This window comes from Streptomyces sp. NPDC006294, from assembly GCF_042870895.1.
In the GTDB taxonomy this organism is placed as follows: Bacteria; Actinomycetota; Actinomycetes; order Streptomycetales; family Streptomycetaceae; genus Streptomyces.
Genome location: NZ_JBIAHV010000006.1, coordinates 255,122 through 278,803 on the forward strand (window position 1 = coordinate 255,122; position 23,682 = coordinate 278,803).

Genomic DNA, 23,682 nt, shown 5'->3' on the forward strand with positions numbered 1-23,682 from the left:
CCATGACGCTGGCGCTCGTCCTGGTCCTCGCGCTGCTGGTCGGCGTCTCCCTCGGCCTGCTCGGGGGAGGCGGGTCGATCCTGACCGTGCCGCTGCTGGTCTACGTCGCGGGCATGGACGCCAAGGAGGCCATCGCCACCTCCCTGTTCGTCGTCGGCGTCACCTCCGCCGTGGGCATGATCAGCCATGCCCGCGGCGGACGGGTCCGCTGGCGCACCGGCGTCCTGTTCGGAGCGGCCGGCATGGCCGGCGCCTACACCGGCGGTCTCGTCGGCGGCCGCATCCCCGACGCCGTCCTGCTGATCGCCTTCGCGGTCATGATGATCGTCACCGCTGCCGCCATGCTCCGCGGCCGCCGGGGCGTCGACCCCGACCGGGCCCACCAGCAGCTCCCGGTGGGAAGAGTCCTGGTGGACGGCGCGGCCGTCGGCCTGGCCACCGGCCTGGTCGGCGCGGGGGGCGGCTTCCTCGTCGTTCCCGCCCTGGCTCTGCTGGGCGGCCTGCCCATGCCGGTGGCTGTCGGCACCTCACTGCTGGTCATCGCGATGAAGTCCGCGGCCGGCTTCGCCGGTTACCTCTCGACCGTCCAGATCGACTGGACCCTGACCCTGGCCGTCACCGGGTTCGCGGTCGTCGGCAGCCTCGCCGGGGCCCGACTGGCCGGGCACGTCCCCGCACACGTCCTCTCCCGGCTCTTCGCCTGGTTCGTACTGGCCATGGGCGCCTTCGTCCTGATCCAGCAGGCGCCCGCCCACATAGCCGTCCCGGCTCTCGCCGCCATCGCCTCGCTGGGCGCCGGAGCGGGCGTCTGCTACGGCTTCGTCGCCCGCTGCCCGCTGCGACGCGCCGTCCACAGGGCCTAGCGTTCCCGCTCCGGCCCCCTGCTGCCCCGGCGCACCGTCCTCTCGGTGCGCCGGGGCGGCGGCGTGTCGGAAACCTGTACGGGGACCCCGCGTGGCGAGCGGCATCGACTCGAACGGCGGCGGAATGCCACATCCCATCCTGGCGTTGTGTACCCCAGGGGGTATCAAGCACCCGTACTTCGGTGAAACGAAAGGAACCGTCCCATGAGCACCGTCGCCCTCACCGCCGCCGACTTCGAGAAGACCGTCACCGGCCACGACATCGTCCTCGTCGACTTCTGGGCCTCATGGTGCGGACCCTGCCGGATGTTCGCCCCCGTCTACGAAAGGGCTTCCAAGACCCACTCCGACATCGTCTTCGGCAAGGTCGACACAGAGGCCGAGCAAGCCCTCGCCGCCGCGGCGGACATCACCTCGATCCCCACCCTGATGGCCTTCCGCGAAGGCATCCTGGTCTTCTCCCAGCCCGGTGCCCTGCCGCCCCGGGCCCTGGACCAGCTGATCACCGCCGTCCGCGAGCTTGACATGGACGAGGTGCGCGCCTCCCTCGCCACCCAATGAGCGCAGCCGTTTTCCGGCCGGCCCTCCGAGAGGAACATCCCATGGTCCAGCTCCCCGCCGACCAGGTGCGGTCGGCCGCCAACCGCCTCAAGCGTGCCCAGGGCCAGCTCGCCGGTGTCGTGCGCATGTTGGAAGAAGGACGTGACTGCGAGGACGTCGTCACTCAGCTGGCCGCGGTCAACCGTGCGCTGGACCGGGCCGGCTTCGCCATCGTCGCCAGCGGCCTCAAGCAATGCCTGATCGAGGAGGGCGGAGCCGACAGCCTGGACACCCAGAAGATGGAGAAGCTCTTCCTCTCCCTCTCCTGAGACGCTCCCGCCCTCACCGGAGGGGCCGCAATTGGGTGAGGGAACCGTGGAGCACCGCCTCTCCGACCCACCGTGCCCACACCATCCCCGCTTCGGCGGGCTACCGCTGTCCGCAGCCGTCCCATGGTGGCGGAGGCGCGCAGATCATGGCCCACTACTTCTCCGACGACCAGGGCGCCCCGTGCGCCCGACAGCGGGATCACACGAACCGGTCGCCTCCCGGACCGGCCCGAGAGCCTGCGCAGGCGTGCTGGGCGCGGGCCGGCCGCGGTTCGACGAGGCCCGGTCGCCCGACCCTGCCGATCAGCAGCGATCCGCCGGTGAACGCCGCCACCGCCGCCCGACCTCCCTCCACGACGCAACACGTGGTGCGGTGTCTCGCCGGGTGTGGCGATGGCGCGCAGCAGCACGCCCTCGTTCACCACGACGGCGTCGCCGTTGACGACGGGCGTCCGGACACAGGCCAGGGAGGCCCCGGCCGGAACCAGGTGGCGGGCGCCGGTCGTGTGGGGCCGGATCCACATGACCGGCACCGCTGAAGCGATCGCTGCAGGTGTGTCCCGGCCATGTACGCGATGCGCCCCCGCGACGGCCGTGCCTGCGTTCGCGGCTTGTGTTCACATCCGGACGGGAGGAGACACCGCACCGATCAGTGCCAGCCAGTCGGTCAGCCCGGCCGGGTCGGCTGCCCCGCACTGGAAGCCGACATGCCCGTCCGGACGCACCGCAACCAGACCGCGGCCCGGGCTGTTCGCCAATCGCAGGACGCTGACGTGGGAGCCGGTCACCGCCTGCGGCGGCGGGGGATCGGCGTCGCGCTGCAACAGCAGGTGCACACCCGGATCGGCCAGCAGTTCGTGGAGCCGCCGTGGAGCCCCTCCGAGGCTGATGGCCGCGTCCGGCAGGCGGTCTCCTGGGCGGGGAGCACCCCGCAGGGGAGGTGTTCCCCGCACCGACAACAGGCTGTGCCGGTAGTTCACACGCAACTGGGAGATGAGACGGACGGCCTCGGCGACCAGCCTGCGCCGGTCCAGCAGGGCGGGTACGATCCGGGCCGCACGCGGGGCGGCCACTCCGCGCAGCCAAGAGGGGATCCGCCCGGTCGACGCCTCTGCCCAGAACGCGGTGTGCGTGAGGATCAGCCGTCGGTATGCGGCCGGTCTGCGTTCCAGGTCGTAGGAGTCGAGCAGCACTTCTTCAGCGATCACGTCATCCGTGGGCCCGCCCCTGGTACGGCTCGCCGCGAACGCCAGTTTCCAGCCGAGGTTCACCGCGTCCTGGATGCCCGCGTTCATGCCCTGGCCGGTGGCCGGTGAGTAGTTGTGAGCCGCGTCGCCCGCGAGGAAGAGGCGCCCCCGGCGGAAACCCCGTGCCAGGCTGCACTGCAGCGGCACTCGCGCGGACCATGCGAGGCGCTCGATTCGTGTCTGAAGCCCCGCGTCGATCAGGAGGCGCTGCAGTTCGGCATGCGGGACGGTGGAGCCGGGCTGGCCGAAGCCCTGCTCGGCCCCGTCGGTGGAGACTCGTGTGGCCAGCAACCGCCAGTCGGCCTGCTCGCCGAGAGGGAAGAGGAACAACAGCCCTTGGCGGCCCGCGAACAGCTGAGCACCAGAGCGAGCGGAGATGTCGTCGAGGTCGAGGTCGAGGTCGGCGAGGACCACCTCTTCGCCGTAGGGCCTGCCGTGCCACCCGATACCGGCGCAGGCCCGGACTGTGCTGGCCGGGCCGTCGCAGCCGGCGACGAAGGAGCAGCGGATCTCCTCGATGCCGTGCGGGGACCTCAGCACGGCCCGCGCACTGTGTCCCTCGTCGCGGACGGCGACCAGTTCAGTCCCCCGTCCCACCGTCACCCCGCGGTCGGCGAGCGCCCGAGTCAGTACTCGCTCGACGTCCGTCTGCCGCACGAGAGACAGGTGCGGGAACGCCGTGTCGGCCAGTGCCAGGTCCCCGAGCCCGGCTTCGACGACGTGGGAGCCGAGATGCAGGTCTGCCGTCGGGGCGGTGTCCGCCATCGCCAGCACGGCGTTCGTGACACCAAGGGGGCGCAGGACCTCCAGGGTGCGTGGATGGAGGATGAGGGCACGCGAGGGCCGGAACGGCTCCGGACGCCGCTCGACGACCCGGACCCGCGCCCCGTGGTCATGGGCCTCCAGGGCCACGGTGAGACCGGTCGGACCGGCCCCTACGACCAGGACGTCCACCATCGTCGTCACTTCCCGCCTGTATGCGCCACCATGCTGCGGCCTCGACCGGGGTGAGGTCCTCAAGCAGCTCGGGGTCCGCGACGACGTCGTCGCGGCGCACTCCCGGCACGACGGCGTACCGGATCGAACCGGGCACGCTGACCAGCGCCAGGACCCGCCACAAGGAACGCGCGTAGTGCTCGGCGCGCTCCGCGCCGTCCCACTCGTACACACCGCGGTAGCGGCCGCACTCGTCGTGGGCCAGCCACAGCTTCGAGGTGAAGCCCGGAAAGCCGACGAACAGCGGAGTGTTCAGCAGGCTCTCCCAGCGGAACAGCGCGTGCGCGGGCCCCCGCACCAGCCGCAGCCGGAAGGCGACCACCAGCGTGCAAGGGTCCTTCGCCAAGCCGCTGCCGAGGCGGGTCTCCCGGTACACGCGGCCCGAGGTGCCGTCGGCGAAGCGGAGCCGTACCCCCAGCCGTTCTTCCGGCAGGTGGATCCGGTGCCGTGAGAACAGCGGGAAGGTGGCAAGGAAGCATGCGGCCACGGCGCGCCATGCCTCGCCCGGGGCGAGCGGCCTCTCTTCACCCATGGTGGCCTCCTCCCGCAGAACCGAAGACAACCCGCGATGCGGGCTCTGCCACGCCGCCCGCCGGTCGGGAGTTCCCCGTACAACCCACCATGGGGCACTGCGCCGCGTCCCGCGAAACCTGGGCGGGGCCCGGCGACGGGGATCGGCCCGAGGGCCCCGGCCGGGCAACCGCTCGTCTAGGCCGGCTCCGTGCGGGGGCGGCGGAAGACCGGTGCCTGGCCCGTGCCCCATGGGCGTACGGCTGCCAGGGCCTGGGCCACCGCGGACTCCAGAGAGCCACTGGTGTCGACCGTGACGGCCTCTGGCCACGACTGCTGCCGGGCCTCCATCGAGGCGGCGATGTCGGCGTCGGCGTCGGACGCTCCCTGGGCGCGCGTGCTCAGGCGGGCCGCCGACACGTCGCCCGGCACGTGGCAGTGCAGTGCCACCAGGTCGGCGCTGCTGCGTTCGGCCACAGTCAGGGCGGCCTCGCGCTGTGCCTCGTCCGACCAGGTTGCGTCCAGGACGACTGACTCGCCGGAGCACAGCAGGGCGGACGCGCGGTGGAGCAGTGCGGCGTAGGTCCGGGCTGTCCACTCCGGCGTGTACAGGCCCTCGCCGTAGCCGGCCGCCGCGGACTGCTCCGGCGGGATCCCTGCGAGCTCTTTGCGGAGACGGTCGCTGCTGAGCAGCGTGACCCCCAGCCGGTCGGCCAGCGCTCCGGAGAGAGTGGACTTCCCACTGCCCGGCAGCCCGCCGACGAGCGTCAGTCCGACGGCGGAAGTACGCAGGTGGCGCAGCGCCGCCGAGGCCAGCCGCCGTGACGCGGCCCCCGCGCCCGGCGCTCCTTGACCGACCTGGATCAGGGAGACCTTGGCGCGGACGAAGGCGCGGTAGGCGACGTAGTGGTGCCACAGGGACGGGGGCGCGGGATCCGCGGAGTACTCGCCGTACTGGGCGAGGAAGTACGCCGCGGCCTGAGGGGCGCCGAGCTGTTCCAGGTCCATGGCGAGGAATGCGGCGTCGTCGAGGCCGTCGACGTGGCGGAGGTGGTCGTCGAACTCCAGACAGTCCAGGACGCGGGGGCCGTCGTCGAGGCAGAAGACGTCCTCGGCGAGCAGATCGCCGTGGCCGTCGACCACCCGTCCCTGCTTGATGCGGGAGTCGAACAGAGGCTTGCGACCGGCGAGATAGCGGCGCACCAGCCGCTCCACCTCCCCCACCCCGTCCGGCACGACGCCGTCGTCGGCCAACGCACGGAACTGCTGGAAGCTGGTCTCCCAGCGGGAGGACAGAGCGTCCCGCGTGCCCTGCTCGTCCACCTCCCGGCTCCGAGGTGCCTTCGCGTGCCACGCCGCGAGTTGCCGGGCAACCGCCCGCAGAATGTCGTCGACGGAGGCCCCTTCCCGTACCAGCTGGGAAAGGCGGCGGTCCGCAGGCATACGGCGCATCACCACGAGTGGTTCGGGCGCCTGTGCCTCAGGACTGCGCATCTCACCCAGACCCAGATAGACGTCCGGGGCGAAGCGGCGGTTGAGAGCGACTTCGCGTTCGCACGCCGCCCGCCGGGCCGTCACTGTCGTGTAGTCCAGGAACCCAAGATCCACCGGCTTCTTCACCTTGTAGGCACGGTCGCCGGCGAAGAACACGATCGCGGTGTGGGTCTCGCACACCGCCGCCCGCGGCGCTGTCTCGCTGTCGTGCCGCTCACCGCTCTGTGGCCGCGACCACGCTGGGCTCCCGCGGAGGCCGGGCTCAGTCATGAGGAATGGCGACGGCCGGGCAGCGCCCGCCGGTCGGCTCCGGGGCCGGCAACGGCCACGCGTACAGCAGGCGCGCGCCGAGCTCGCGCTTCCTGGCGTCGCCGGCGGGCCGGCGGGCAGCGGCGAGGCCGGCGGGTGATCCGTCGAGGCCAACGATGACGGCTGGTTGCATGGCGGCGGCCTCCGTCCCGTACGAAGCTCGAAATGGCGGTGGTGCATGACGGTGCCAGTCCGCCGGTGTGGAGGTCCTCGAGTCGCCGACATGCCGAGCGCGGTGTGTTGTCATCCTTCGATGAGTACCCCATTCCCCTACGCGGCGCATGCGGCCCGCCAAGGGGATCGGGGCGTGGGAACCGGCGAGAAGGGGCAGGGCGGCTCGTCGTCACGGTCACGCGTGAAGCCTTGCGACGACGGCCCGTGCCCCGGCACCGATCGCGACATCCGTCTCACGAAGATCCCTGTCCCTGATGAGCGTGTCGATGCGTCCCGAGCCCGAGCCGGTAGTGCGGCCCATGCGCTCGTCGGCCGGGAGAGCGACCCTGGTTGCAGACCGTCGGTGCACACCCGTCGAGAGGAAGGGCGACGTTATGAAGGCGCTGGTGTTTCAAGGCCCTGGACAGACGTCCTGGCAGGACGTTCCCGACCCCGGGATCAAGGACGCCGGCGACGCGGTGATACGCGTCGACGCCGTCACGATCTGCGGGACGGATCTGCACATCATCAAAGGCGACGTTCCCGAGGTCGGCCCGGGCACAGTCCTTGGCCACGAGGCCGTGGGAGAGGTCGTCGAGGTGGGCAGCGACGTACGCACGGTACGCCCGGGCGACCGCGTGCTGGTCTCCTGCATCGCTTCCTGCGGCCGCTGCGGATTCTGCCGGGAGAACCGCTACGGCCAGTGCCGCGGCGGCGGGGGCTGGGTGCTCGGACATCTGATCGACGGCACTCAGGCCGAGTATGTCCGGGTGCCCTTCGCCGACCTCTCGGTCCATCCTCTTCCCAACACCGTGACCAGCGAGGACGCGGTTCTGCTGGCGGACATATTCCCCACCGGCTACGAGGTGGGCGTGCTCAACGGCCGTGTGCGGCCCGGTGACACCGTCGTCGTGATCGGCGCCGGTCCGATCGGCCTCGCAACCATCGCCACCGCACAGCTCTACACCCCGGGACGCATCATCGCCGTCGATCTGGCCGAAGCCCGGCTGGAGGCAGCACGTGCCATGGGTGCGGACGCCACTGTCAATGCGGCCGAAGAGCCGGAGCAACTGGTCGAGGATCTGACGGACGGCCTCGGCGCCGATGTCGTCGTCGAGGCGGTCGGCGTGCCGGAGGCGTTCGAACAGTGCACCCGGATGGTGCGGCCCGGAGGCCATGTCGCCAATGTCGGTGTACACGGCAAGCCCGCCGCGCTCCACCTCGAAGATCTGTGGATCAAGGACGTGACCATCACGACCGGACTCGTCGACACCCACTCCACACCGCTGCTCCTTCGGATGATGGCGGCTGGGAAGCTTCCGGCGGCCTCTGCGATGGTCACGCACCGTTTCCGGCTGGAGCAGATGGAAGAGGCGTACGACATCTTCGCCCGCGCAGCGCAGACCGGGGCGCTCAAGGTGGTGCTGGGCGGTCCCACGCACGATGAGGTCAGCGTGGCCGGCCGGCGGGACGGCGGGCCGGGGAGCGAGAGCTGAGGGCTGATCGGGGGCCGACAGGCCCTGGTGGCAGGCTGCGGGCGGTGGTTGTCTGAAGTTGACGGAAGGAGTCCTGGGCGAGGCGCGGAGAAGCGGTCGTGAACCGTGCACCGCGCAATCAGGATCCGCGAGAAGCGGGTGGGACTCCTTCCGCCACATGAGCCACGGCGGCTACCCGGGAGTCTGTGGACGACGTTTCGTAGACACCGAAGGGCGCGTCATGCGTAAGACGGTCACCGTAGGCATAGACGGGTCAGCCGAGAGCAACGCCGCTGCCCAGTGGGCGGCTCGTGAGGCGATGCTCCGAGGTGTGCCTCTGACCTTGCTGCAGGCCGGGTACGAACCGACTCCGCGCACGCACCTCCCCGAGATCGACGTACCGGCCGAGCGCGTGAACAGAGCTCTGGACCACACGGCCAGGAGGCTGCTGGCGGACCACCCCGGCCTGCACATCGTTCCCCACCGGACCGCGGACGCGCCGGTGACCGCCCTGCTGGCCGCGGCGGAGACCTCCGGTGTGCTCGCCCTGGGTTCCCGTGGATTCAGCAGCCTCGCGGGCTTCGTGATCGGTTCGGTGGCCCTTGACGTCACGGCCCAGGCACGAGGCCCGGTCGTTCTCGTCCGGGCCGGTGAACGCGCGGAGGAGGAACATGCTCACGCCTGGACGGCCCCGGCAGCAGAGCGGACGGCGTTCCGGCCGGTCGTCCTCGGCCTTGACCTGGAGCACCCGGACGAGTCGCTGTTGTCGTTCGCCTTCGAGGCAGCGAAGGCGCGGTCGACGTCACTGACCGCCGTCTACGCATGGAAGCTTCCCGCTTCGCACGCGTACGGCCTGACGCCGGCGGCCGAGGCCGACACCATGCGGAACGAGACGAGGCTGTCGCTCGCCGCGGTGCTGCACCCATGGCGCGAAAAGTATCCAGAGGTGGCTGTCGTCGAGCGGCTGGCCGAGGAGCGTGCTGCGCACTGCCTGCTCCTCGCCGCAGAGGATGCGAGCCTCGTCGTCGTCGGTCATCACGCCGGCGCCGGCACGCGCATCGGTCCGGTCACGCACGCGATGATCCATCATGTGGCCTGCCCCGTAGCGGTGGTGCCCCACCCGCTGTAGCGGGTGGGGCACGGGCTTCGGGCCGGCGGCATCCTCGTCGGTCAGCGAAGTCTGCGGAGAGAGGGGTCGACGGCGTGCGCCGGCTTCAGCAGGACACGTACATCGACCAGGCTGACGGATCCCGCGCGGGCCAGAACGGGGTTGAGGTCCACCTCGGACAGCTCAGGCACGTCGGACGCCATCCGGGAGAGGCGGAGCAGCACCTGCTCGACCCCCGCCACGTCGAGCGGGGCACTTCCGCGACGGCCGAACAGCAGAGGCGCACAGCGTGGTGACCGCATCAGCTCCTGCACGTCCACATCGGTCAGCGGCGCGAGCCGGGCCGCGTGGTCGGCGAGGACTTCCGTGGCTGTTCCGCCCAGCCCGAACAACACCAGGGGCCCGAACACCGGGTCCTGGACGACTCCGGCAAAGAATTCGGTACCGCGGCCGGCCAGCGGCTGGATGACGACCCCGGTCATCCGGTCGCCGAAGCGCCGGGCCATGTCCCGGTAGGCGGACCGCACCTGTCCGGGACCGCGCAGGTCGAGCACGACGGCTCCGAGGGCGCTCTTGTGCACGAGTCCTGGCCAGTACGCCTTCATCACCACGCCCCCGTCCGACCCGGCGAGCTGTTCGGCAGTCCGGACCGCCTCGGTCTCGTCGGCGGCCCAGCCCCAGGGGGACAGGGGGAGCGAGTAGCTGCCGAGAAGCTCTGCGGTCGTCATCGGGTCGAGCCAGCCGCCCTGCGGGTGCTCGTCGAGGAAGCGGACGGCCACCGCACGTGCCGCGGCGCTGTTGACGTCGGTCAGTTCGGGAACCGTACCGAAGGGCCTCGACAGCCACCGGGTGCGCGACACGGCTTGCGCCAGCGCGCGTGCGGCGTCCTGTGCGTCCCCGAAGGCAGGCACGCGACCGCCGTCGCGTGTCGGCAGCAGTTCGACGCGGGTGCTCTGCGAAGGCAGCACCGCGACAACCGGTCGTGGCGGGCGGGCCGATCGGTTGATCAGCGCGTTCACCAGATCGTCGCCGACGGCGGCAGCGACCGCGGTCGGAACGAGCACCACGAGCACGGCGTCGACTTCGGCGCACAGGCCGAGCCGGTCGATGCACCGTCGCAGCTCTTCCTCGCCGACGGCCGCCGTGGCGTCCACAGGGTTGGCGGCGCTTGCGCCCGGTGGCAGTCCGGCCAGCAGATCCTTGGTGGTCGCATCGCTCAGTACGGGCACGGTGAGCCCGGCCTCGTCGCATGCGTCGGCCGCGAGCACGCCGGCCCCGCCGGCGTTGGTCACCACGGCGACCCGGGCGCCGTCCGGCAGCGGCTGGGTCTTCAGAAGTGCCGCGGTGTCGAGGAGTTCACCGATGGTGCGGGTGGCGATGACGCCGGCCTGGGCGAACAGGGCGGCCCGGGTCATGGTGGGCGTCGCGGCGGCCGCAGTGTGGGAGGCGGCAGCCCTTCGTCCCGCATCGGACCGGCCCGCGTCGACGGTGAGGACGGGCATGGAGCGGGTGACCCGGCGGGCGGTGCGGGAGAACGCACGGGGGTTGCCGAAGGACTCCAGGTGCAGTACGGCGAGATCGGTGCGACCGTCGCTCTCCCACCACCGCAGGACGTCGTTTCCACTCACGTCGTACTTGTCGCCGAGTGAGACGAAGGTCGACACGCCGATGCCGAGCCGGGACAGGCCGTCCAGGAGTGCGATGCCCACACCGCCCGACTGGACAGCCACTCCGGCCGTACCCGGCACAGGCGGGTGGGCGGCGAAGGTGGCGTTCAGCCGGATGTCGGGCGCGGTGTTCAACAGGCCCAGGCAGTTCGGGCCGACCATGCGCATGCCGTAGCGCCGGCACTGGGCCAGCAACGCGGCGGCCTGCTCGTGCGTCAGGCCGGAGGAGAGCACCAGCAGCGCCCGGACGCCCGCCTCACCGCACTCCTCCGCCACCTCCGGCACAGCCGGCGCCGGAAGGGCGAGGACGGCCAGGTCCGGCACATACGGCAAGGACGCCACGGAGGGGTGGCTGGCCACCCATTCGATGATGTCGGCGTGCGGGTTCACAGCACGCAGCAGGCCGGTGAATCCGCCGGAGCGCGTATTGCGCAGAACGGCCCGCCCGACCGAGCCGGGCTTGCGGCCGGCGCCTACGACGACGACCGATCGTGGTTTCAGCAGGGGGCGCAGGCTGGCGACGTCGGCGATGCGCCCGCGCTCGTCGATGGCGGACGCATAGGCGTCGGTCTGCGCGAGGTCGATGGAGTATCGGACCTCCGGGCCGTCGAAGTGCTGCCGTGTGCGCAGTCCGAGGTCCGCGAACACCTTGAGCACCGCGTGATTCCCGGAGAGGGCGTCCGCGGTGAAGACGGTGATGCCGGCGTCGCCCGCCCTGGCGACGAGGTGCTCCAGCAGCAGCGTGCCCAGCCCTCGATGGTGCTGATCGTCCGCGACCGCGAGGGAGATGTCCGCCGACGTCGTTCCGGGCTCTCTCGAGTAGTCCGCGATCCCCAGGACTCTGTCTCCCGCCTCGGCCAGCAGCGCCTGGTAGCCGACTTCCGGCGCCGCTTCCACCCGGGCGGCGGCCAGCTCCGCCGAGCGACGTCCCGTCGCCAAGAAGCGCATCCGCAGGTTGTCGGGCGACATCGTGGAATAGAACTCCAATACGCGCTCGGCGTCTTCGGGAAGAGCGGGGCGAATGCGCACGGTGGTTCCGTCCGTCAGCAGCGCGTGCATGGAGACTTCGGTGCTCGTCATCGGCCGGCCCTCCTCGTGAGTCCTCGCCTCCAGCGTGCGCCCATGACGGGACGGGAGCTGGGGCCGTACGGGCATCAGCCGGGGCCCGACCGGCCCTGGAGACCGCATGCCTCCGGTGTGACGGTGAGAAGGAGAGCCGATGGCCCTTCGGAGAAAGGCGGTGGGGACGATGGAGTCGCCCCTGGTTGTGGGCGTGGACGGTTCGGAATCCAGCTTCCTGGCGACCGACTGGGCAGCGGACGAGGCCCTTCGCCGCGGTCTGCCGCTGCGCCTGGTGTACGCGTCCTTGTGGCAACGCTACGAGGGCGCCGCACTCGCGACCGGCCTCGACCGTCCCGACGAGCAGGTGCTTGCCGAGAACATCGTGGGTACCGCGGCAGAGCGCGTCCGTCGCCGTACGCCGGACGTCAAGGTCGCCACCGACGTCCTTCCGGACGACACGGTGAGCGCTCTCCTGAGAGAAGGGCGGCACGCCTTCGCGCTGGTCACCGGATCACGAGGCCGTGGTGACATCGCGGGCCTGCTGCTGGGCTCGGTCAGCCTCGCCGTGGCCGCCGGCGCCCAGTGCCCTGTCGTCGTGGTGCGTGGCGACAAGGCGGGACTGGCAGGTGCACACCACCGCATCACGCTCGGTGTCGGGGATGCCGACACCGACTCGGCAGCGGTCCGGTTCGCCTTTCGCGAAGCGGAGCTGAGGGGCTGCACCCTGGATGTGGTCCGGGCCTGGCGCTGCCCGGCCCATGAATCGACGGACCACCCGCTCCTCGCGGGAGATCCCGCCCGCTACCACGAGGAACGGGCGTCGAAGCTGCTCGACGAGGCGCTTGAGACGGCCGTGCGGGACCATCCGGACGTCCGGCTGAAGCGAGCCACAGTCGAAGGGCCGGCGCGTAAGGTCCTGCTCGCGCGGTCGGCGGCGGCCGACCTCCTGGTCGTCGGCGCCCGTCGTCGGCACACCCACTTCGGCATGCAACTCGGAAGGGTGGGCCACACCGTGCTGCACCACGCCTCCTGCCCCGTCGTGGTCGTGCCGAACCAGTGACATGCCGCCGCCGGCCGAGCCCGGAGAGTCGGGCTCGGCCGGGTCGTACGGCGGGCCGCTCGGCCCTGTTGCGCGACGTGCACGAAGCGCAGGCTGACATGGAAGGGATCCGCCCCTCGTGGGCGGAGCCGATGCACTCCCGGAGGGAGCGTGCCGTGAATCGCCGATCACCGCACATCGTGAGCGACGTGATGACTCCGACCGTCGTCGCCGTGGAGCTGGAGGCCCGGTTCAAAGAGATCGTGACCGCCATGAAGAAGTGGCGGGTCACCGCGCTGCCCGTGCTGGAAACGGGTGGGCGCGTCGTGGGAGTGGTCTCCGAGGCGGATCTTCTGGCCAAGGAGGAACTGCGAGACATGGAGCCCACGCTGATCGGCCAGCGGGAGCGCCTGGCGGACTATGCCAAGGCCGGGGCCGTCACCGCGCGGGATCTGATGTCGGCTCCCGCCGTCACCGTTCGCGCCGGCGCCACGCTGCCCCAGGCGGCCCGTCTGATGGCACGCCACCAGGTGAAGCGGCTACCGGTTGTCGACGAGCAGGGGCTCCTGAGAGGCATCGTGAGCCGGTCCGACCTGCTCAAGGTCTTTCTCCGGACGGACGAGGACATCGCCGACGAGGTGAGGCGCGAAGTGATCGACCGCTTCTTCCCCGTCTCCCGCGCGGGGATCCAGGCAACCGTGGACAAAGGGTGTGTGACGATCACAGGGACCGTGCGAGACGGCACACTGATCGCGCTTGCGGAGCGGCTGACGCGGGCAGTCGAAGGGGTCGTCGACGTGCGCTGCGACATGGTCGCGTCCACGGCGCTGGACAGCACCCGGCGCCGGTGAGACGTCGGGCGGTGCTCACTTCTTGCTGTCGGCCGGGCGCACCACGACCACCGGGCACGACGCGTGCTGGGCACAGCGCTGGCTGACGGAGCCCAGCATGGCCCGAGCGAAGCCGCCCCGGCCCCTGCTGCCCACAACCAGCAGCTCGGCTCCTTCGGAGGCGCGTACCAGCACCTCGGAGGGGTCGCCGCGGACCAGCCTCTCCCGTACCTCCACAGGCTTGCCGTCCCGGAAGACCGTCCCGATCTCCTCGGCGAAGCCGCGGCGGGCCTGCTCCAGATCGAATCGGGGTTCCGTGGCCGGTCCCGCCCACCCGGACTCCGACGGTGTGTCCCATGCGCAGACGGCCTCCACCACGCCACCGACGAGCTGGGCGTGCCCTGCCGCCCACCGCAGCGCCGCATGGGACGACACGGAACCGTCGACACCGACGACGATGCGGGGGGTCGATTCACTGCCGTCCATGGTCGTCTCACCTCTCACCGCGGCCGCCCCTGGTCCACGGTGCCCGCGCCGGATGCTCTACGCCACCCCGGGATGCTCCGTCCGGTCAGGCGGGGCATCCAGGGCCCGGCTGATGCCGGCCGCCCACGCGTCGATCTCCGACCAGTCCCGGTAGTCCCCGTAACGGCAGCCGAGCAGGCGAAAGGCCATGGCACCCTTCCGGCCGAGATGCCCGCGCCGGACCACGCCGGAGAAGCGGTGGTGCTCGCGGGGGCGGACGAGATCGACGAGCTGTACGACACGCGGCTGCTCGGCTCGTGCGGCAAGCAGGCGCAACGGCCGGGGCAGGGCGGCGGTCATGCCGACGCTGTACATCCACACGGGCCGACCGGACAGGAGCTCGGCATGCCTCCTGACGAACTCCTCGGCCGCAGGAAGCCAGGCACCGTCGTGTACGGCGCTGCCGATCACGAGTGAGCCGGCGCCCGGGGACCAGGTGTCGCCGGGACGCAGTCTGTGCACCTCGATGTCGTGGCCGCGCTCGCTCAGCCGGGCACCGACCCGTTCGGCGATCTCCTGTGTGGAGTGATGTTCCGACGCGAAGACGATCCGTACAGAAGCCATGGCGCCTCCTCCGTGACCTCCAGTCTGCACCGGTCGGACGACGGCAGCCCGCTCGTCATTCCGACACCGGGACAAAGGGGGCCTGCGTCCCGGTGCAGGGTCCGTTCGGCCCGTTCCCGAGGGACGTTCATCCCCTCGTGGTTGCGGCCGGCCGGTGTGAGGGTCGAAGTGAGAGCACACGGCCCTCACCGATGTGGAGGAGGCCATCATGAAGCGACTGAGCGGCAGGACGGCCCTGGTGACCGGCGGTGCGCGTGGCATCGGCGCAGCCGTCGTCCGCGCGTTCGTGGACGAGGGGGCGTTCGTCATGATCACTGATGTGCTGGAGGAAGAGGGTGAGGCTCTCGGCAAGGAAGGGGGAGAGGCAGCCCGGTTCCGCAGCCTCGACGTGACAAGCGCCGTCGACTGGTCGGCTGCGGTTGCGGAGACAGAGCGGGTATTCGGCCCGGTGTCGGTGCTCGTCAACAACGCGGGTGTGGTCGAGTTCGGCTCCATGGAGGCGACGGAACCGCAGGTGTTCCGGCGGGTGACGGACGTCAACCTCTACGGCCCCTGGCTCGGTATGCGCGCCACCACACCGTCGATGAGGCGGGCGGGGGGCGGTGTGGTTCTCAACGTGTCGTCCACGGCCGGACTCATGGGCTATGCCGATCTCGGCGCGTACGTGGCCAGTAAGTGGGGCCTGCGCGGTCTGACGAAGGCAGCCGCCCTGGAGCTGGCCGCATCAGGGATCCGTGTGTGCTCCATCCATCCGGGACCGATCGCCACCCCGATGACCGAGGGCATGGGCGACGCCATCGTGGCCGACCAGCCGATTCCGCGCTTCGGCACGCCCGAGGAAGTGGCGGCGATGGCGCTGTTCCTGGCGGCGGACGCCACGTACTCCACAGGATCGGAGTTCGTGATCGACGGGGGCGCGACGACCGGCAGCATGGTTCTGGCCGGTACCGGGGACTGATCCCGGGGAAGGCGGGGAACCGCCTCAGGCCAAGGACGCCAGCGCCGCGTCGAGTCGGGTCGTCGCCTCGGTGGCGACCGGTTCGAGGGCGGCCATGCCTGTCAGCGTGACCATCGTGTTCGGGTCGAGCGCCTGGACGACGGTGGTGTCGCCGTCGCGGCGTACGACGACGTTGCATGGCAGGAGCAGGCCGATGCTGCGGTCGGTCTGGAGCGCCTGATGGGCCAGGGCCGGATTGCAGGCGCCGAGGATCAGGTAGTCCTCCATGTCATGGTCGAGCTTGGCCTTGAGGGTGGCCTTGACGTCGATCTCGGTGAGGACGCCGAAGCCCTGATCACTCAGAGCCCGGCGGACCGCGGCCACGGCGGTCGGGAAATCGGTCGCCAGACGGACGGTGCGGTCGTAGCTCATGGGGGCCTCCGATGGTTGCGCGGACAGTTCCTGCATACCCGTACGGACCTCGACCCGCCTGCGGAGGCCGCGGGCTGCAGGCACGGCCGGTACCGCGGATTCCAGGCCGGCCGTCGTGGCGAGAATACCCCCTGGGGTACCTCTGTTAAGGTGGATACTGATACCCCGGGGGGTAAGTCGGAAGGAGCCTTGATCGTGTTCTTCGTCGAGAGCTTGGAGCTGGAGGGCCTGGGCAACCGCAGCTATCTGGTCGGGGGCCCCGGCTTCGCGGCAGTGGTGGATCCGCCCCGCGACATCGACCGGGTCGTCGCCGCGGCAGCCCGGCGAGGAGTGCGCATCGCGTACGTGCTCGAGACGCATCTGCACAACGACTACGTCAGCGGCGGTCTGGAACTGGCGCGCGTCACCGGCGCCCGGTATCTCGTGCCGGCGGACGCCGCGGTGGCGTTCGCCCGTACGCCTGTCGTCGACGGCGAGACCGTGACCGTGGACGAGGGTCTGGTGCTGCGCGCGCTGGCCACTCCGGGGCACACGCCGCACCACACCTCGTACGTCCTCGAGGAAGGCGGCCGGGGAGTGGCCGCCTTCACCGGTGGGTCGCTGCTCATCGGCAGCGTGGGGCGACCGGATCTGGTCGAGCCCCGGCTGACCGCGCAGCTGGCGCGCGCTCAGCACGCCTCCGCGCATCGCCTGGCCGACGAGCTCGACGACGACGTCCGGGTGCTTCCCACGCACGGGTTCGGCAGTTTCTGCTCGTCCTCCCAGTCCGAAGGGGAGGCGACCACGATCGGCGCGGAACGCAAGACCAATGACGCGCTCACGAAGGACGTGGACACGTTCGTCGGTGACATGCTCGCGGGGCTGGAGGACGTACCCGCCTACTACGCGCACATGGGCCCGGTCAACGCGGCCGGACCCGCCCCCGTCGACCTGACCCCTCCGCAGCCGGCCGACGCCGCGCAGATCGCGGCGCGGCTGGCCGCGGGGGAATGGATCGTCGATCTGCGCAATCGCGTCGCCTTCGCTCAGGGGCATGTCGCCGGGGCGTTCAACTTCGAGGGCGAAGGAAAACTCGCCACCTACCTGGCGTGGCTCATCCCCTGGGGCAAGCCCGTCACCTTGCTTGCCGAGACGTCCGACCAGGTCGCGGACGCGCAACGGGAACTGGCCCGGGTCGGCATCGACCGTCCGGCGGCCGCCGCCACGGGCACCCCCGACCACTGGGTCGGGGAGGGCGAACGGCTCGCGTCCTTCCCGCGCGCCCGGTTCGCCGATCTGGCTGCCGTACGTGAGCGCGGCGATCACGTGGTGGTGCTGGACGTACGCCGCGATTCGGAGCGGGCGAACGGCTTCGTCGACGGATCGGTACACGTACCGATCCATGAACTGCGCGGGCGCCTCGCGGAGGTGCCGCCCGGCGTGGTGTGGGTGCACTGCGCCGGCGGGATGCGCGCGGCGATCGCCGCTTCCCTGCTGGACGCCGTCGGGCGGGACGTCGTGGCGGTCGACGACGGTTTCGAAGCCGCCGAGGAAGCCGGCCTCACCCGTACCGCTTGAACGCTTGCACGGCCCTTCTCATGGAGTGACCCACAATGCCTTCCCGACCCGGTATCCAACGCCTTTCCCCGGCCCAGGCCGTGCAACGGACGGCGCAGGGCGGCGCAGTTCTGCTCGACGTCCGGGAGACCTGCGAATGGGCTGCCGGACACGTACCCGGCGCTCTGCACCTGCCCCTGACCCGGCTTCTGGCCGGCACCGCACTCCCGCCCTCCGCCCGGGGCCGGCCCGTTGTCGTCATCTGCCGTTCCGGGAACCGCTCCCGCCGAGCGGCCGAATACCTGGCCGACAGCGGAGTGGAGGCCGCCGATGTCACCGGTGGGCTGATCGCCTGGGCCCGGGAGGGCCTGCCGGTCGTCGACGACCGCGGCGACCGCGGCGTCATCACGTGAGCGCGGTGGTCCTGGCGCTGCTCGCCGGAGCTCTCGTCGGTGTGGCGCTCGGAGCGCTCGGTGGCGGCGGCAGCGTTCTCGCCGTTCCCGCGCTCATCTACGTGCTCGGCTTCTCCCCGGCGGCAGCCACTACGGCGAGCCTGCTCATCGTCACCGCGACATCCGCCACCGCTCTGTACGCACACGCCCGCGCGGGCAACGTGCGGTGGAGGACGGGAGCGCTGTTCGCGGCGGCCGGCGTGCTGCCGGCCGCCGCTGCGGGAGCCGCCGCCACCCGTATGCCGCAGCACATGCTGACCGCCGCGTTCGCCGCCGTCGCGGCCCTCGCCGCGGTCAGGATGCTCACTCCGGTCCGCACCACGGGCCAGGCCGGTGCGGAGCACCCCGTGAAGGCGGCGGGGGCCGGGGCCGGGCTGGGCGCGCTCACCGGATTGCTCGGTGTGGGTGGCGGATTCCTGGCCGTTCCGGCTCTCATCACGGTCCTGGGCTTCGAGATGCAGGCAGCGGTCGGCACCAGCCTGTTGGTGATCTCGGCGAACGCCCTCGCGTCGCTCGTCACCCGCGGTTCGACGACTGCGGGACTCGACTGGGCCGTCGTCGCGCCGTTCATCGCCACCGCGATCCTCGGAGCGTGGGACGGCAAACGGTTGGCCGCCAAGGTGTCCGGCAAGGTGCTTCAGCGCATTTTCGCGTCCGCGCTGTTGGCGGTGGCTGCGTTCATGCTGCTGGATGTGCTGACATGACATGGCGTCAGGAGTGGGTCAGGCCAGGGACAGGAAGAGTTTCTCCAACCGGGCCCGCATCTGCTCGCGGTCACCGCTCGCAGCCATGTCGGTGTCGGTCAGGCACTGCTGCAGACCGGTGGCGATGATCGCGAATCCTGCCTTGTCCAGCGCCCGGGAGGCGGCGGCCAACTGCGTGACCACGTCTTCGCAGTCCCGGCCCTCCTCGATCATCTTGATCACCCCGGCGATCTGCCCCTGAGCCCGGCGCAGCCGGTTGACCACTGCCTTCAGTTCCTCGGCTGCCATCGCCAGTTCCACAAGCGCTCCTTCGGGATACCCGTGCGGGTATCTTACCGGAGCGATTCCTTCCCACCGCAAAAGGAAAAGCGATGACGACTCCCGCCGCTCTCGACGCCGGCCAGGCCGTCAGCCGCCTGCACGAGCTCATCGTGATCGACGTCCGCACTCCGGGCGAATACGCCTCGGGCCACCTGCCCGGCGCGCACAACATCCCGCTCGGCCCCCCGACGAGGCCCTGCCCGCGATCAAGGCCGCTGCCGCCCGGGGCGACCTGCTCGTGGTGTGCGCCTCCGGTGCCCGCTCCCGCCAGGCATGCGCCACCCTGGCCCAGAGTGGCGTCCGCGCGGCCACACTCACCGGCGGCACCGCCACCTGGACGCAGCTCGGTCACGGCCTCCACCGTCCCGAGGCCGCACGTACGGCCTGGGCCGGCCACCCGCAGACCACGCTCACCGCGCTTGCAGGCCGACCACCGCTGCACCTGAGCGGTGCGGTGGTGCGGGGCGTTCTCACGGCAGCCATGCCGCTGCCACCGCTGTACGCGGCCGATCCGGGCGGACGGCCCGCCCCGGTGCTGCCGCGAGAGGGCCACTTGGTCCGGGGGAGGGGCCCTGTGGCCTCTCTTCTCTCCCGCCCGAGCCGACCAGTCTGGGAGGAGAAGAACCCGTCCGTGGAGAGGAGCCCATCATGCCCGGCACTGTCACCGTCGGTGTCGACGGTTCACGAGAGAGCCTGGCGGCTGCGGACTGGGCTGCCGACGAGGCTCTCGGCCGCGATCGTCGTCTGCGGCTGGTGCACGTGTGGAACGACGCCGATGTCCTCCTCACCAACCACATGGCTCCCGAAACACAACGCCAAGTGGCCGGCGAGCTGCTCGACTCGGCGGCCGCCCATGTCCACCGCCGCTGCCCGGGGGTACGGGTGGAGACGTCACAGATCTCCGGCGACCCCGTCGAAGTGCTGACCGCCGCCGGCGAGGACGCGGACCTCCTGGCTCTCGGCTCCCGTGCGCTCGGCGGCGTGAAGGGCTTCATCGCCGGCTCCGTCTCGCTGGCCGTTCTGGCCCGCGTACGGCACCCGGTCGTCCTCGTGCGGGCATGGGGACCGAGCGCATCGGAGCCGGGGCCGGCGGCCGGAGACGTCGTCCTCGGAGTGGACCTGCCCCATACCAGTGACGACGCGCTCGCGTTCGCCTTCGAATACGCCGACCGCCATGGCTGTGGTCTGAGAGCCGTTTACAGCTGGACCCCACCGCCGGTGTACGGGCCGGGCACGGTCGGCATTCTGCCGATGTTCATGGAGGTGCCGGCAGAACGGCAGAAGGAACTCGAAGCGGCGGTGGCGCGAGTGGCGGAGAAGTACCCCGGTGCAGCCGTCAGCCGGCAGTGCGGCCAAGGGCGCGCGGCACAGGATCTGGTCGAGGCGTCGAGGGGCGCCCGGCTCCTCGTCGTCGGTCTCAGGCACCGCCGCTCGCGTCTGGGGGCCCACATCGGGCCGGTCGTCCATTCCGTACTGCACCACGCGTCCTGCCCCGTGGCGGTCGTGCCGCACGACTGAGGGCCGACCGCTTCAAAGGCGGGCTTACAGGGGACTCCGGGAGCATCGAGAGACGGGTGGAGCGCTATGGAACACCGGTACGTGTACGACTTCGGCGAGGGCGGGCGGGGCATGGCCGGCCTTCTGGGCGGCAAGGGAGCGAATCTCGCCGAGATGGCCCGCATGGGTCTGCCCGTGCCGCCGGGCTTCACCGTCACCACGGAGGCATGCCGGGCGTTTCTGGCGACCGGTGAGCCGCCCAGCGAGCTCGAGCGGCAGGTCGGCGAACATCTGGTCGCCCTGGAACGAACCGCAGGCCGTCGTCTCGGGCAGGTGGACGACCCGCTGCTGCTCTCGGTCCGCTCCGGGGCGCGGTTCTCGATGCCGGGCATGATGGAGACCATCCTCGACATCGGCCTCAACGACCTTTCGGTTCTCGGACTCGGCAGGACTCCTGACACGGAACGCTTCGCCTGGGACTCCTATCGACGTCTCGTGCAGATGTTCGGCAGTACCGTCATGGGCGTCGACAGCGCCTCCTTCGCGGAGGTCCTCGCCGGTGTGAAGAAGCAGCACCATGCCGCCGACGACACCCGGCTCGACACCCCTGACCTGATGAGACTGGTCGAGACGTACAAGGACCTGATCCTGGCCAAGACAGGAGAGGAGTTCCCGCAGGAACCCGCCGAACAGCTCCGCCGGGCGATTCTCGCCGTCTTCACCTCGTGGAACGGTGAACGGGCGCGGCTCTACCGGCGGCGTGAGCACATCCCCGACGATCTCGGCACCGCTGTCACCGTCCAGACCATGGTCTTCGGCAATCTCGGCCCCGACTCCGGCAGCGGCGTCGCCTTCACGCGCGACCCGGCCACGGGCCGGCCCGGGATCTACGGCGACTACCTGCCGAACGCCCAGGGCGAGGACGTCGTCGCGGGCATTCGCAACACCGTCCCCCTGCAGGATCTCGAGAGCCTCGACCCGGCCTCCTTCGATCGGCTGCGCGACTGCATGCGTCAGTTGGAGACGCACTACCGGGACCTGTGCGACATCGAGTTCACCGTCGAACGCGGCACCCTGTGGATGCTGCAGACCCGCGTCGGGAAGCGCACGTCCCAGGCCGCCTTCGCCATCGCCGGGCAACTGGTCGACGAAGGGCTGATCACCGCACGGGAGGCGCTGGACCGGGTCGACGGCGAAGGCCTGGCGCGGCTGATGTTCCCGCGGTTCGACAGCTCCGGGGCCCGTGACGTACTGGCCCGGGGCATCCCCGCCTCTCCCGGCGCCGCCGTCGGAGCGGTCGTCTTCGACTCGGCCGAAGCAGTCCGCCGGGCCGCCGCGGGAGAGAAGACCGTTCTCGTACGGCAGGAGACGACACCGGACGACCTGCCGGGAATGATCGCCGCGGAGGCCGTGCTCACCAGCCGCGGCGGCAAGACGAGCCATGCGGCCGTCGTCGCCCGGGGCATGGGCAAGGTCTGCGTCTGTGGTGCGGAGGAGCTCACGGTCGACGCCGGGGAACGTCTCTTCTCGACGGCCTCGCACACCGTCCGGGAAGGCACCGTGGTCTCCGTCGACGGGTCCGAGGGGGTGGTGTTCCTCGGGGCGGCCCCGCTCGTGGACTCCCCGGTGATGCGGTACTTCGAGTCCGGCGGTCACCCGCCGGGCGAGGAGGCCCCACAGGTCGTACATGATGTGCACCGGCTCGTCGGGCAGGCCGACGAGGCCCGGAGCATGGAGGTCCGGGCCAATGCCGACACGCCGGAGGACGCCGCTCGGGCCCGGCGGTTCGGGGCACAGGGGATCGGGCTCTGCCGCACCGAGCACATGTTCCTCGGTGACCGGCGGCCCTTGGTCGAAGCGATGATCCTGGCCCACGACGACGCGGAGAGGGAGGCGGCACTCGCCGCTCTGCTGCCCCTGCAGCGGCGGGACTTCACCGGCATCCTGGCAGCGATGGACGGTCTGCCTGTGACCATCAGACTGCTGGACCCACCCCTGCACGAGTTTCTGCCCGACCTCACGGAGCTGTCGGTACGCGTCGCCCGGCAGGGCGCTCTGGGGCGGCATCCCGATCCCCACGACGCCGAACTCCTGGCGGCGGTCACCCGGATGCACGAGGAGAACCCCATGCTCGGCCTGCGCGGGGTACGGCTCGGGCTGGTCGTTCCCGGGCTCGTGGCCATGCAGGTGAGAGCCGTCGCCGAAGCCGTCGTGGCACGCAGACGCGCCGGCGGCGATCCCCGGGCCGAGATCATGGTGCCGCTCGTCGACGCCGTGGAGGAACTCCGTCTGGTCAGGGCCGAAGTCGCCCGTGTACTGGAGCAGGTCTCCGCGGAGACCGGAGTTCCGCTGGAATGCCCGGTGGGGACCATGATCGAACTCCCGAGGGCTGCCCTCACCGCGGGCAGTATCGCCCGGGACGCCGAGTTCTTCTCCTTCGGTACGAACGACCTGACACAGACCACCTGGGGTTTCTCCAGGGACGACGTCGAGGCGGCGTTCTTCGCGGCCTACCTGGACAAGGGCATTTTCCAGGTGTCCCCGTTCGAGACGATCGACCGTGAGGGAGTGGGGCGCCTGGTGGAGATCGCCGTCGCCGAAGGCCGGGCCGCCCGGCCGGGGCTGAAGATCGGTGTCTGCGGGGAGCACGGGGGAGACCCGGAGTCCGTCCACTTCTTCCACGACACCGGTCTGGACTACGTGTCCTGCTCGCCCTTCCGCGTCCCCGTGGCACGGCTCGAAGCCGGGCGCGCGGCGCTTCAGGCCACGGGGGCCCACGCCGGCAGATGAGCCCGTCGCGACGCGCCGACGCCGTTCCTCGCCCGACGTCGCGAACTTCACGGGTGGCCACGCGTATCTTGCTCCTGACATCGGCCGGCAGCCTGTCGGGACCGGTGACGTACGGACCGGCCGCGTGCCGACGGGGCCGTGTGCGGCATCCGCGGCGTCAGGGCCGATGCGCAGCCGACGGCAGGCCGTCGGCCTTCGCGTCGTCGAACCGCCAGGGGTGTGCGTTGTGCACGGACGGTGCCCGCGTGGCGTCGGCGACCCACGAGGGCAACGATGTCGTGTCAGGCGTGCGGACAGGCATC

The 23,682-nt window shown here is 70.9% G+C and carries 22 protein-coding genes and 2 pseudogenes; 14 read left to right on the forward strand and 10 right to left on the reverse strand.

Annotated elements, in window-relative coordinates:
• Positions 1-2: 2 nt before the first annotated feature.
• The 3 genes from ACFYOP_RS12850 (at position 3) to ACFYOP_RS12860 (ending at position 1,732) form a co-directional block, all read left to right on the forward strand.
• Entirely contained in the window at positions 3-863 is an 861-nt protein-coding gene (locus ACFYOP_RS12850; protein ID WP_356896215.1) for a sulfite exporter TauE/SafE family protein, read from the forward strand.
• 204 nt (positions 864-1,067) lie between these two features.
• Complete coding sequence (trxA, locus tag ACFYOP_RS12855; protein ID WP_356896217.1) at positions 1,068-1,424, forward strand: thioredoxin; 357 nt, start codon at positions 1,068-1,070, stop codon at positions 1,422-1,424.
• A gap of 41 nt (positions 1,425-1,465) precedes the next feature.
• Complete coding sequence (locus ACFYOP_RS12860; protein WP_356896219.1) at positions 1,466-1,732, forward strand: metal-sensitive transcriptional regulator; 267 nt, start codon at positions 1,466-1,468, stop codon at positions 1,730-1,732.
• Positions 1,733-1,970: 238 nt separating this feature from the next.
• Here the strand turns inward: ACFYOP_RS12860 and ACFYOP_RS12865 are convergent.
• The 5 genes and pseudogenes from ACFYOP_RS12865 to ACFYOP_RS12885 form a co-directional block, all read right to left on the reverse strand.
• A pseudogene (locus tag ACFYOP_RS12865) lies at positions 1,971-2,235 on the reverse strand (MBL fold metallo-hydrolase); the annotation flags it as partial.
• A gap of 114 nt (positions 2,236-2,349) precedes the next feature.
• Positions 2,350-3,936, reverse strand: a complete 1,587-nt coding sequence (locus ACFYOP_RS12870) for an FAD-dependent monooxygenase (RefSeq protein ID WP_356896271.1) — start codon at positions 3,934-3,936, stop codon at positions 2,350-2,352.
• Entirely contained in the window at positions 3,872-4,507 is a 636-nt protein-coding gene (locus tag ACFYOP_RS12875; RefSeq protein WP_356896221.1) for a hypothetical protein, read from the reverse strand. The genes ACFYOP_RS12870 and ACFYOP_RS12875 overlap by 65 nt, the downstream gene beginning before the upstream one ends.
• A 176-nt stretch (positions 4,508-4,683) precedes the next feature.
• Complete coding sequence (locus tag ACFYOP_RS12880; protein WP_388451436.1) at positions 4,684-6,249, reverse strand: AAA family ATPase; 1,566 nt, start codon at positions 6,247-6,249, stop codon at positions 4,684-4,686.
• Positions 6,242-6,421, reverse strand: coding sequence for a hypothetical protein (locus ACFYOP_RS12885; protein WP_356896223.1), 180 nt, complete (start codon positions 6,419-6,421; stop codon positions 6,242-6,244). The genes ACFYOP_RS12880 and ACFYOP_RS12885 overlap by 8 nt, the downstream gene beginning before the upstream one ends.
• Before the next feature lie 415 nt (positions 6,422-6,836).
• Here ACFYOP_RS12885 and ACFYOP_RS12890 point away from each other — a divergent pair, with 415 nt between their 5' ends.
• Both ACFYOP_RS12890 and ACFYOP_RS12895 read left to right on the forward strand, forming a co-directional pair.
• On the forward strand, positions 6,837-7,937 hold the full coding sequence (locus ACFYOP_RS12890; RefSeq protein WP_356896225.1) for an alcohol dehydrogenase catalytic domain-containing protein: 1,101 nt from the start codon (positions 6,837-6,839) through the stop codon (positions 7,935-7,937).
• A gap of 220 nt (positions 7,938-8,157) precedes the next feature.
• Positions 8,158-9,045: a universal stress protein gene (locus ACFYOP_RS12895; protein ID WP_356896275.1), complete on the forward strand. Its 888-nt coding sequence runs from the start codon at positions 8,158-8,160 to the stop codon at positions 9,043-9,045.
• A 41-nt stretch (positions 9,046-9,086) separates the two neighbouring features.
• On the opposite strand, the gene ACFYOP_RS12900 is transcribed toward ACFYOP_RS12895, so the two are convergent.
• Positions 9,087-11,771 carry a GNAT family N-acetyltransferase gene (locus ACFYOP_RS12900; RefSeq protein WP_356896227.1) on the reverse strand — a complete coding sequence of 895 codons (2,685 nt, stop codon included), beginning with the start codon at positions 11,769-11,771 and terminating at the stop codon, positions 9,087-9,089.
• A gap of 160 nt (positions 11,772-11,931) precedes the next feature.
• Here ACFYOP_RS12900 and ACFYOP_RS12905 point away from each other — a divergent pair, with 160 nt between their 5' ends.
• Positions 11,932-12,813 carry a universal stress protein gene (locus ACFYOP_RS12905; protein ID WP_356896277.1) on the forward strand — a complete coding sequence of 294 codons (882 nt, stop codon included), beginning with the start codon at positions 11,932-11,934 and terminating at the stop codon, positions 12,811-12,813.
• A gap of 131 nt (positions 12,814-12,944) precedes the next feature.
• The gene (locus ACFYOP_RS12910; protein WP_356896279.1) at positions 12,945-13,643 is read left to right on the forward strand and encodes a CBS domain-containing protein; all 699 of its coding nucleotides are present in this window, start codon (positions 12,945-12,947) and stop codon (positions 13,641-13,643) included.
• A gap of 15 nt (positions 13,644-13,658) precedes the next feature.
• On the opposite strand, the gene ACFYOP_RS12915 is transcribed toward ACFYOP_RS12910, so the two are convergent.
• Together ACFYOP_RS12915 and ACFYOP_RS12920 are read right to left on the reverse strand one after the other, a co-directional pair.
• A complete protein-coding gene (locus ACFYOP_RS12915; protein WP_356896229.1) occupies positions 13,659-14,108 on the reverse strand; it encodes a universal stress protein in 450 nt (149 codons plus the stop codon).
• A gap of 57 nt (positions 14,109-14,165) precedes the next feature.
• Entirely contained in the window at positions 14,166-14,711 is a 546-nt protein-coding gene (locus tag ACFYOP_RS12920; RefSeq protein WP_356896231.1) for a flavodoxin domain-containing protein, read from the reverse strand.
• A 208-nt stretch (positions 14,712-14,919) separates the two neighbouring features.
• Between ACFYOP_RS12920 and ACFYOP_RS12925 the strand changes: the two genes are divergently transcribed.
• Positions 14,920-15,669 (forward strand): SDR family oxidoreductase, encoded by a 750-nt coding sequence (locus ACFYOP_RS12925; RefSeq protein ID WP_356896233.1) that lies wholly within the window; start codon positions 14,920-14,922, stop codon positions 15,667-15,669.
• A 24-nt stretch (positions 15,670-15,693) separates the two neighbouring features.
• On the opposite strand, the gene ACFYOP_RS12930 is transcribed toward ACFYOP_RS12925, so the two are convergent.
• Positions 15,694-16,080: a DUF302 domain-containing protein gene (locus ACFYOP_RS12930; protein WP_356896235.1), complete on the reverse strand. Its 387-nt coding sequence runs from the start codon at positions 16,078-16,080 to the stop codon at positions 15,694-15,696.
• A 195-nt stretch (positions 16,081-16,275) separates the two neighbouring features.
• Between ACFYOP_RS12930 and ACFYOP_RS12935 the strand changes: the two genes are divergently transcribed.
• From ACFYOP_RS12935 to ACFYOP_RS12945, 3 genes are read left to right on the forward strand one after another with little or no spacing between them, the layout of a single operon-like run.
• The gene (locus tag ACFYOP_RS12935; protein ID WP_356896237.1) at positions 16,276-17,637 is read left to right on the forward strand and encodes an MBL fold metallo-hydrolase; all 1,362 of its coding nucleotides are present in this window, start codon (positions 16,276-16,278) and stop codon (positions 17,635-17,637) included.
• A 35-nt stretch (positions 17,638-17,672) separates the two neighbouring features.
• Positions 17,673-18,029, forward strand: a complete 357-nt coding sequence (locus tag ACFYOP_RS12940; protein ID WP_356896239.1) for a rhodanese-like domain-containing protein — start codon at positions 17,673-17,675, stop codon at positions 18,027-18,029.
• Positions 18,026-18,772 (forward strand): sulfite exporter TauE/SafE family protein, encoded by a 747-nt coding sequence (locus tag ACFYOP_RS12945; RefSeq protein ID WP_356896241.1) that lies wholly within the window; start codon positions 18,026-18,028, stop codon positions 18,770-18,772. The genes ACFYOP_RS12940 and ACFYOP_RS12945 overlap by 4 nt, the downstream gene beginning before the upstream one ends.
• Before the next feature lie 18 nt (positions 18,773-18,790).
• Here ACFYOP_RS12945 and ACFYOP_RS12950 read toward each other — a convergent pair whose 3' ends face one another.
• On the reverse strand, positions 18,791-19,072 hold the full coding sequence (locus ACFYOP_RS12950; RefSeq protein WP_356896243.1) for a metal-sensitive transcriptional regulator: 282 nt from the start codon (positions 19,070-19,072) through the stop codon (positions 18,791-18,793).
• A 71-nt stretch (positions 19,073-19,143) separates the two neighbouring features.
• Between ACFYOP_RS12950 and ACFYOP_RS12955 the strand changes: the two are divergent.
• From ACFYOP_RS12955 to ppdK, 3 genes and pseudogenes are all read left to right on the forward strand, one after another.
• Positions 19,144-19,619: pseudogene (locus ACFYOP_RS12955) on the forward strand (rhodanese-like domain-containing protein); the annotation flags it as partial.
• Positions 19,620-19,741: 122 nt separating this feature from the next.
• Positions 19,742-20,611 carry a universal stress protein gene (locus ACFYOP_RS12960; protein WP_356896245.1) on the forward strand — a complete coding sequence of 290 codons (870 nt, stop codon included), beginning with the start codon at positions 19,742-19,744 and terminating at the stop codon, positions 20,609-20,611.
• Between the two features lie 66 nt (positions 20,612-20,677).
• Positions 20,678-23,380 carry a pyruvate, phosphate dikinase gene (gene ppdK, locus ACFYOP_RS12965; RefSeq protein WP_356896247.1) on the forward strand — a complete coding sequence of 901 codons (2,703 nt, stop codon included), beginning with the start codon at positions 20,678-20,680 and terminating at the stop codon, positions 23,378-23,380.
• Positions 23,381-23,682 lie beyond the last annotated feature (302 nt).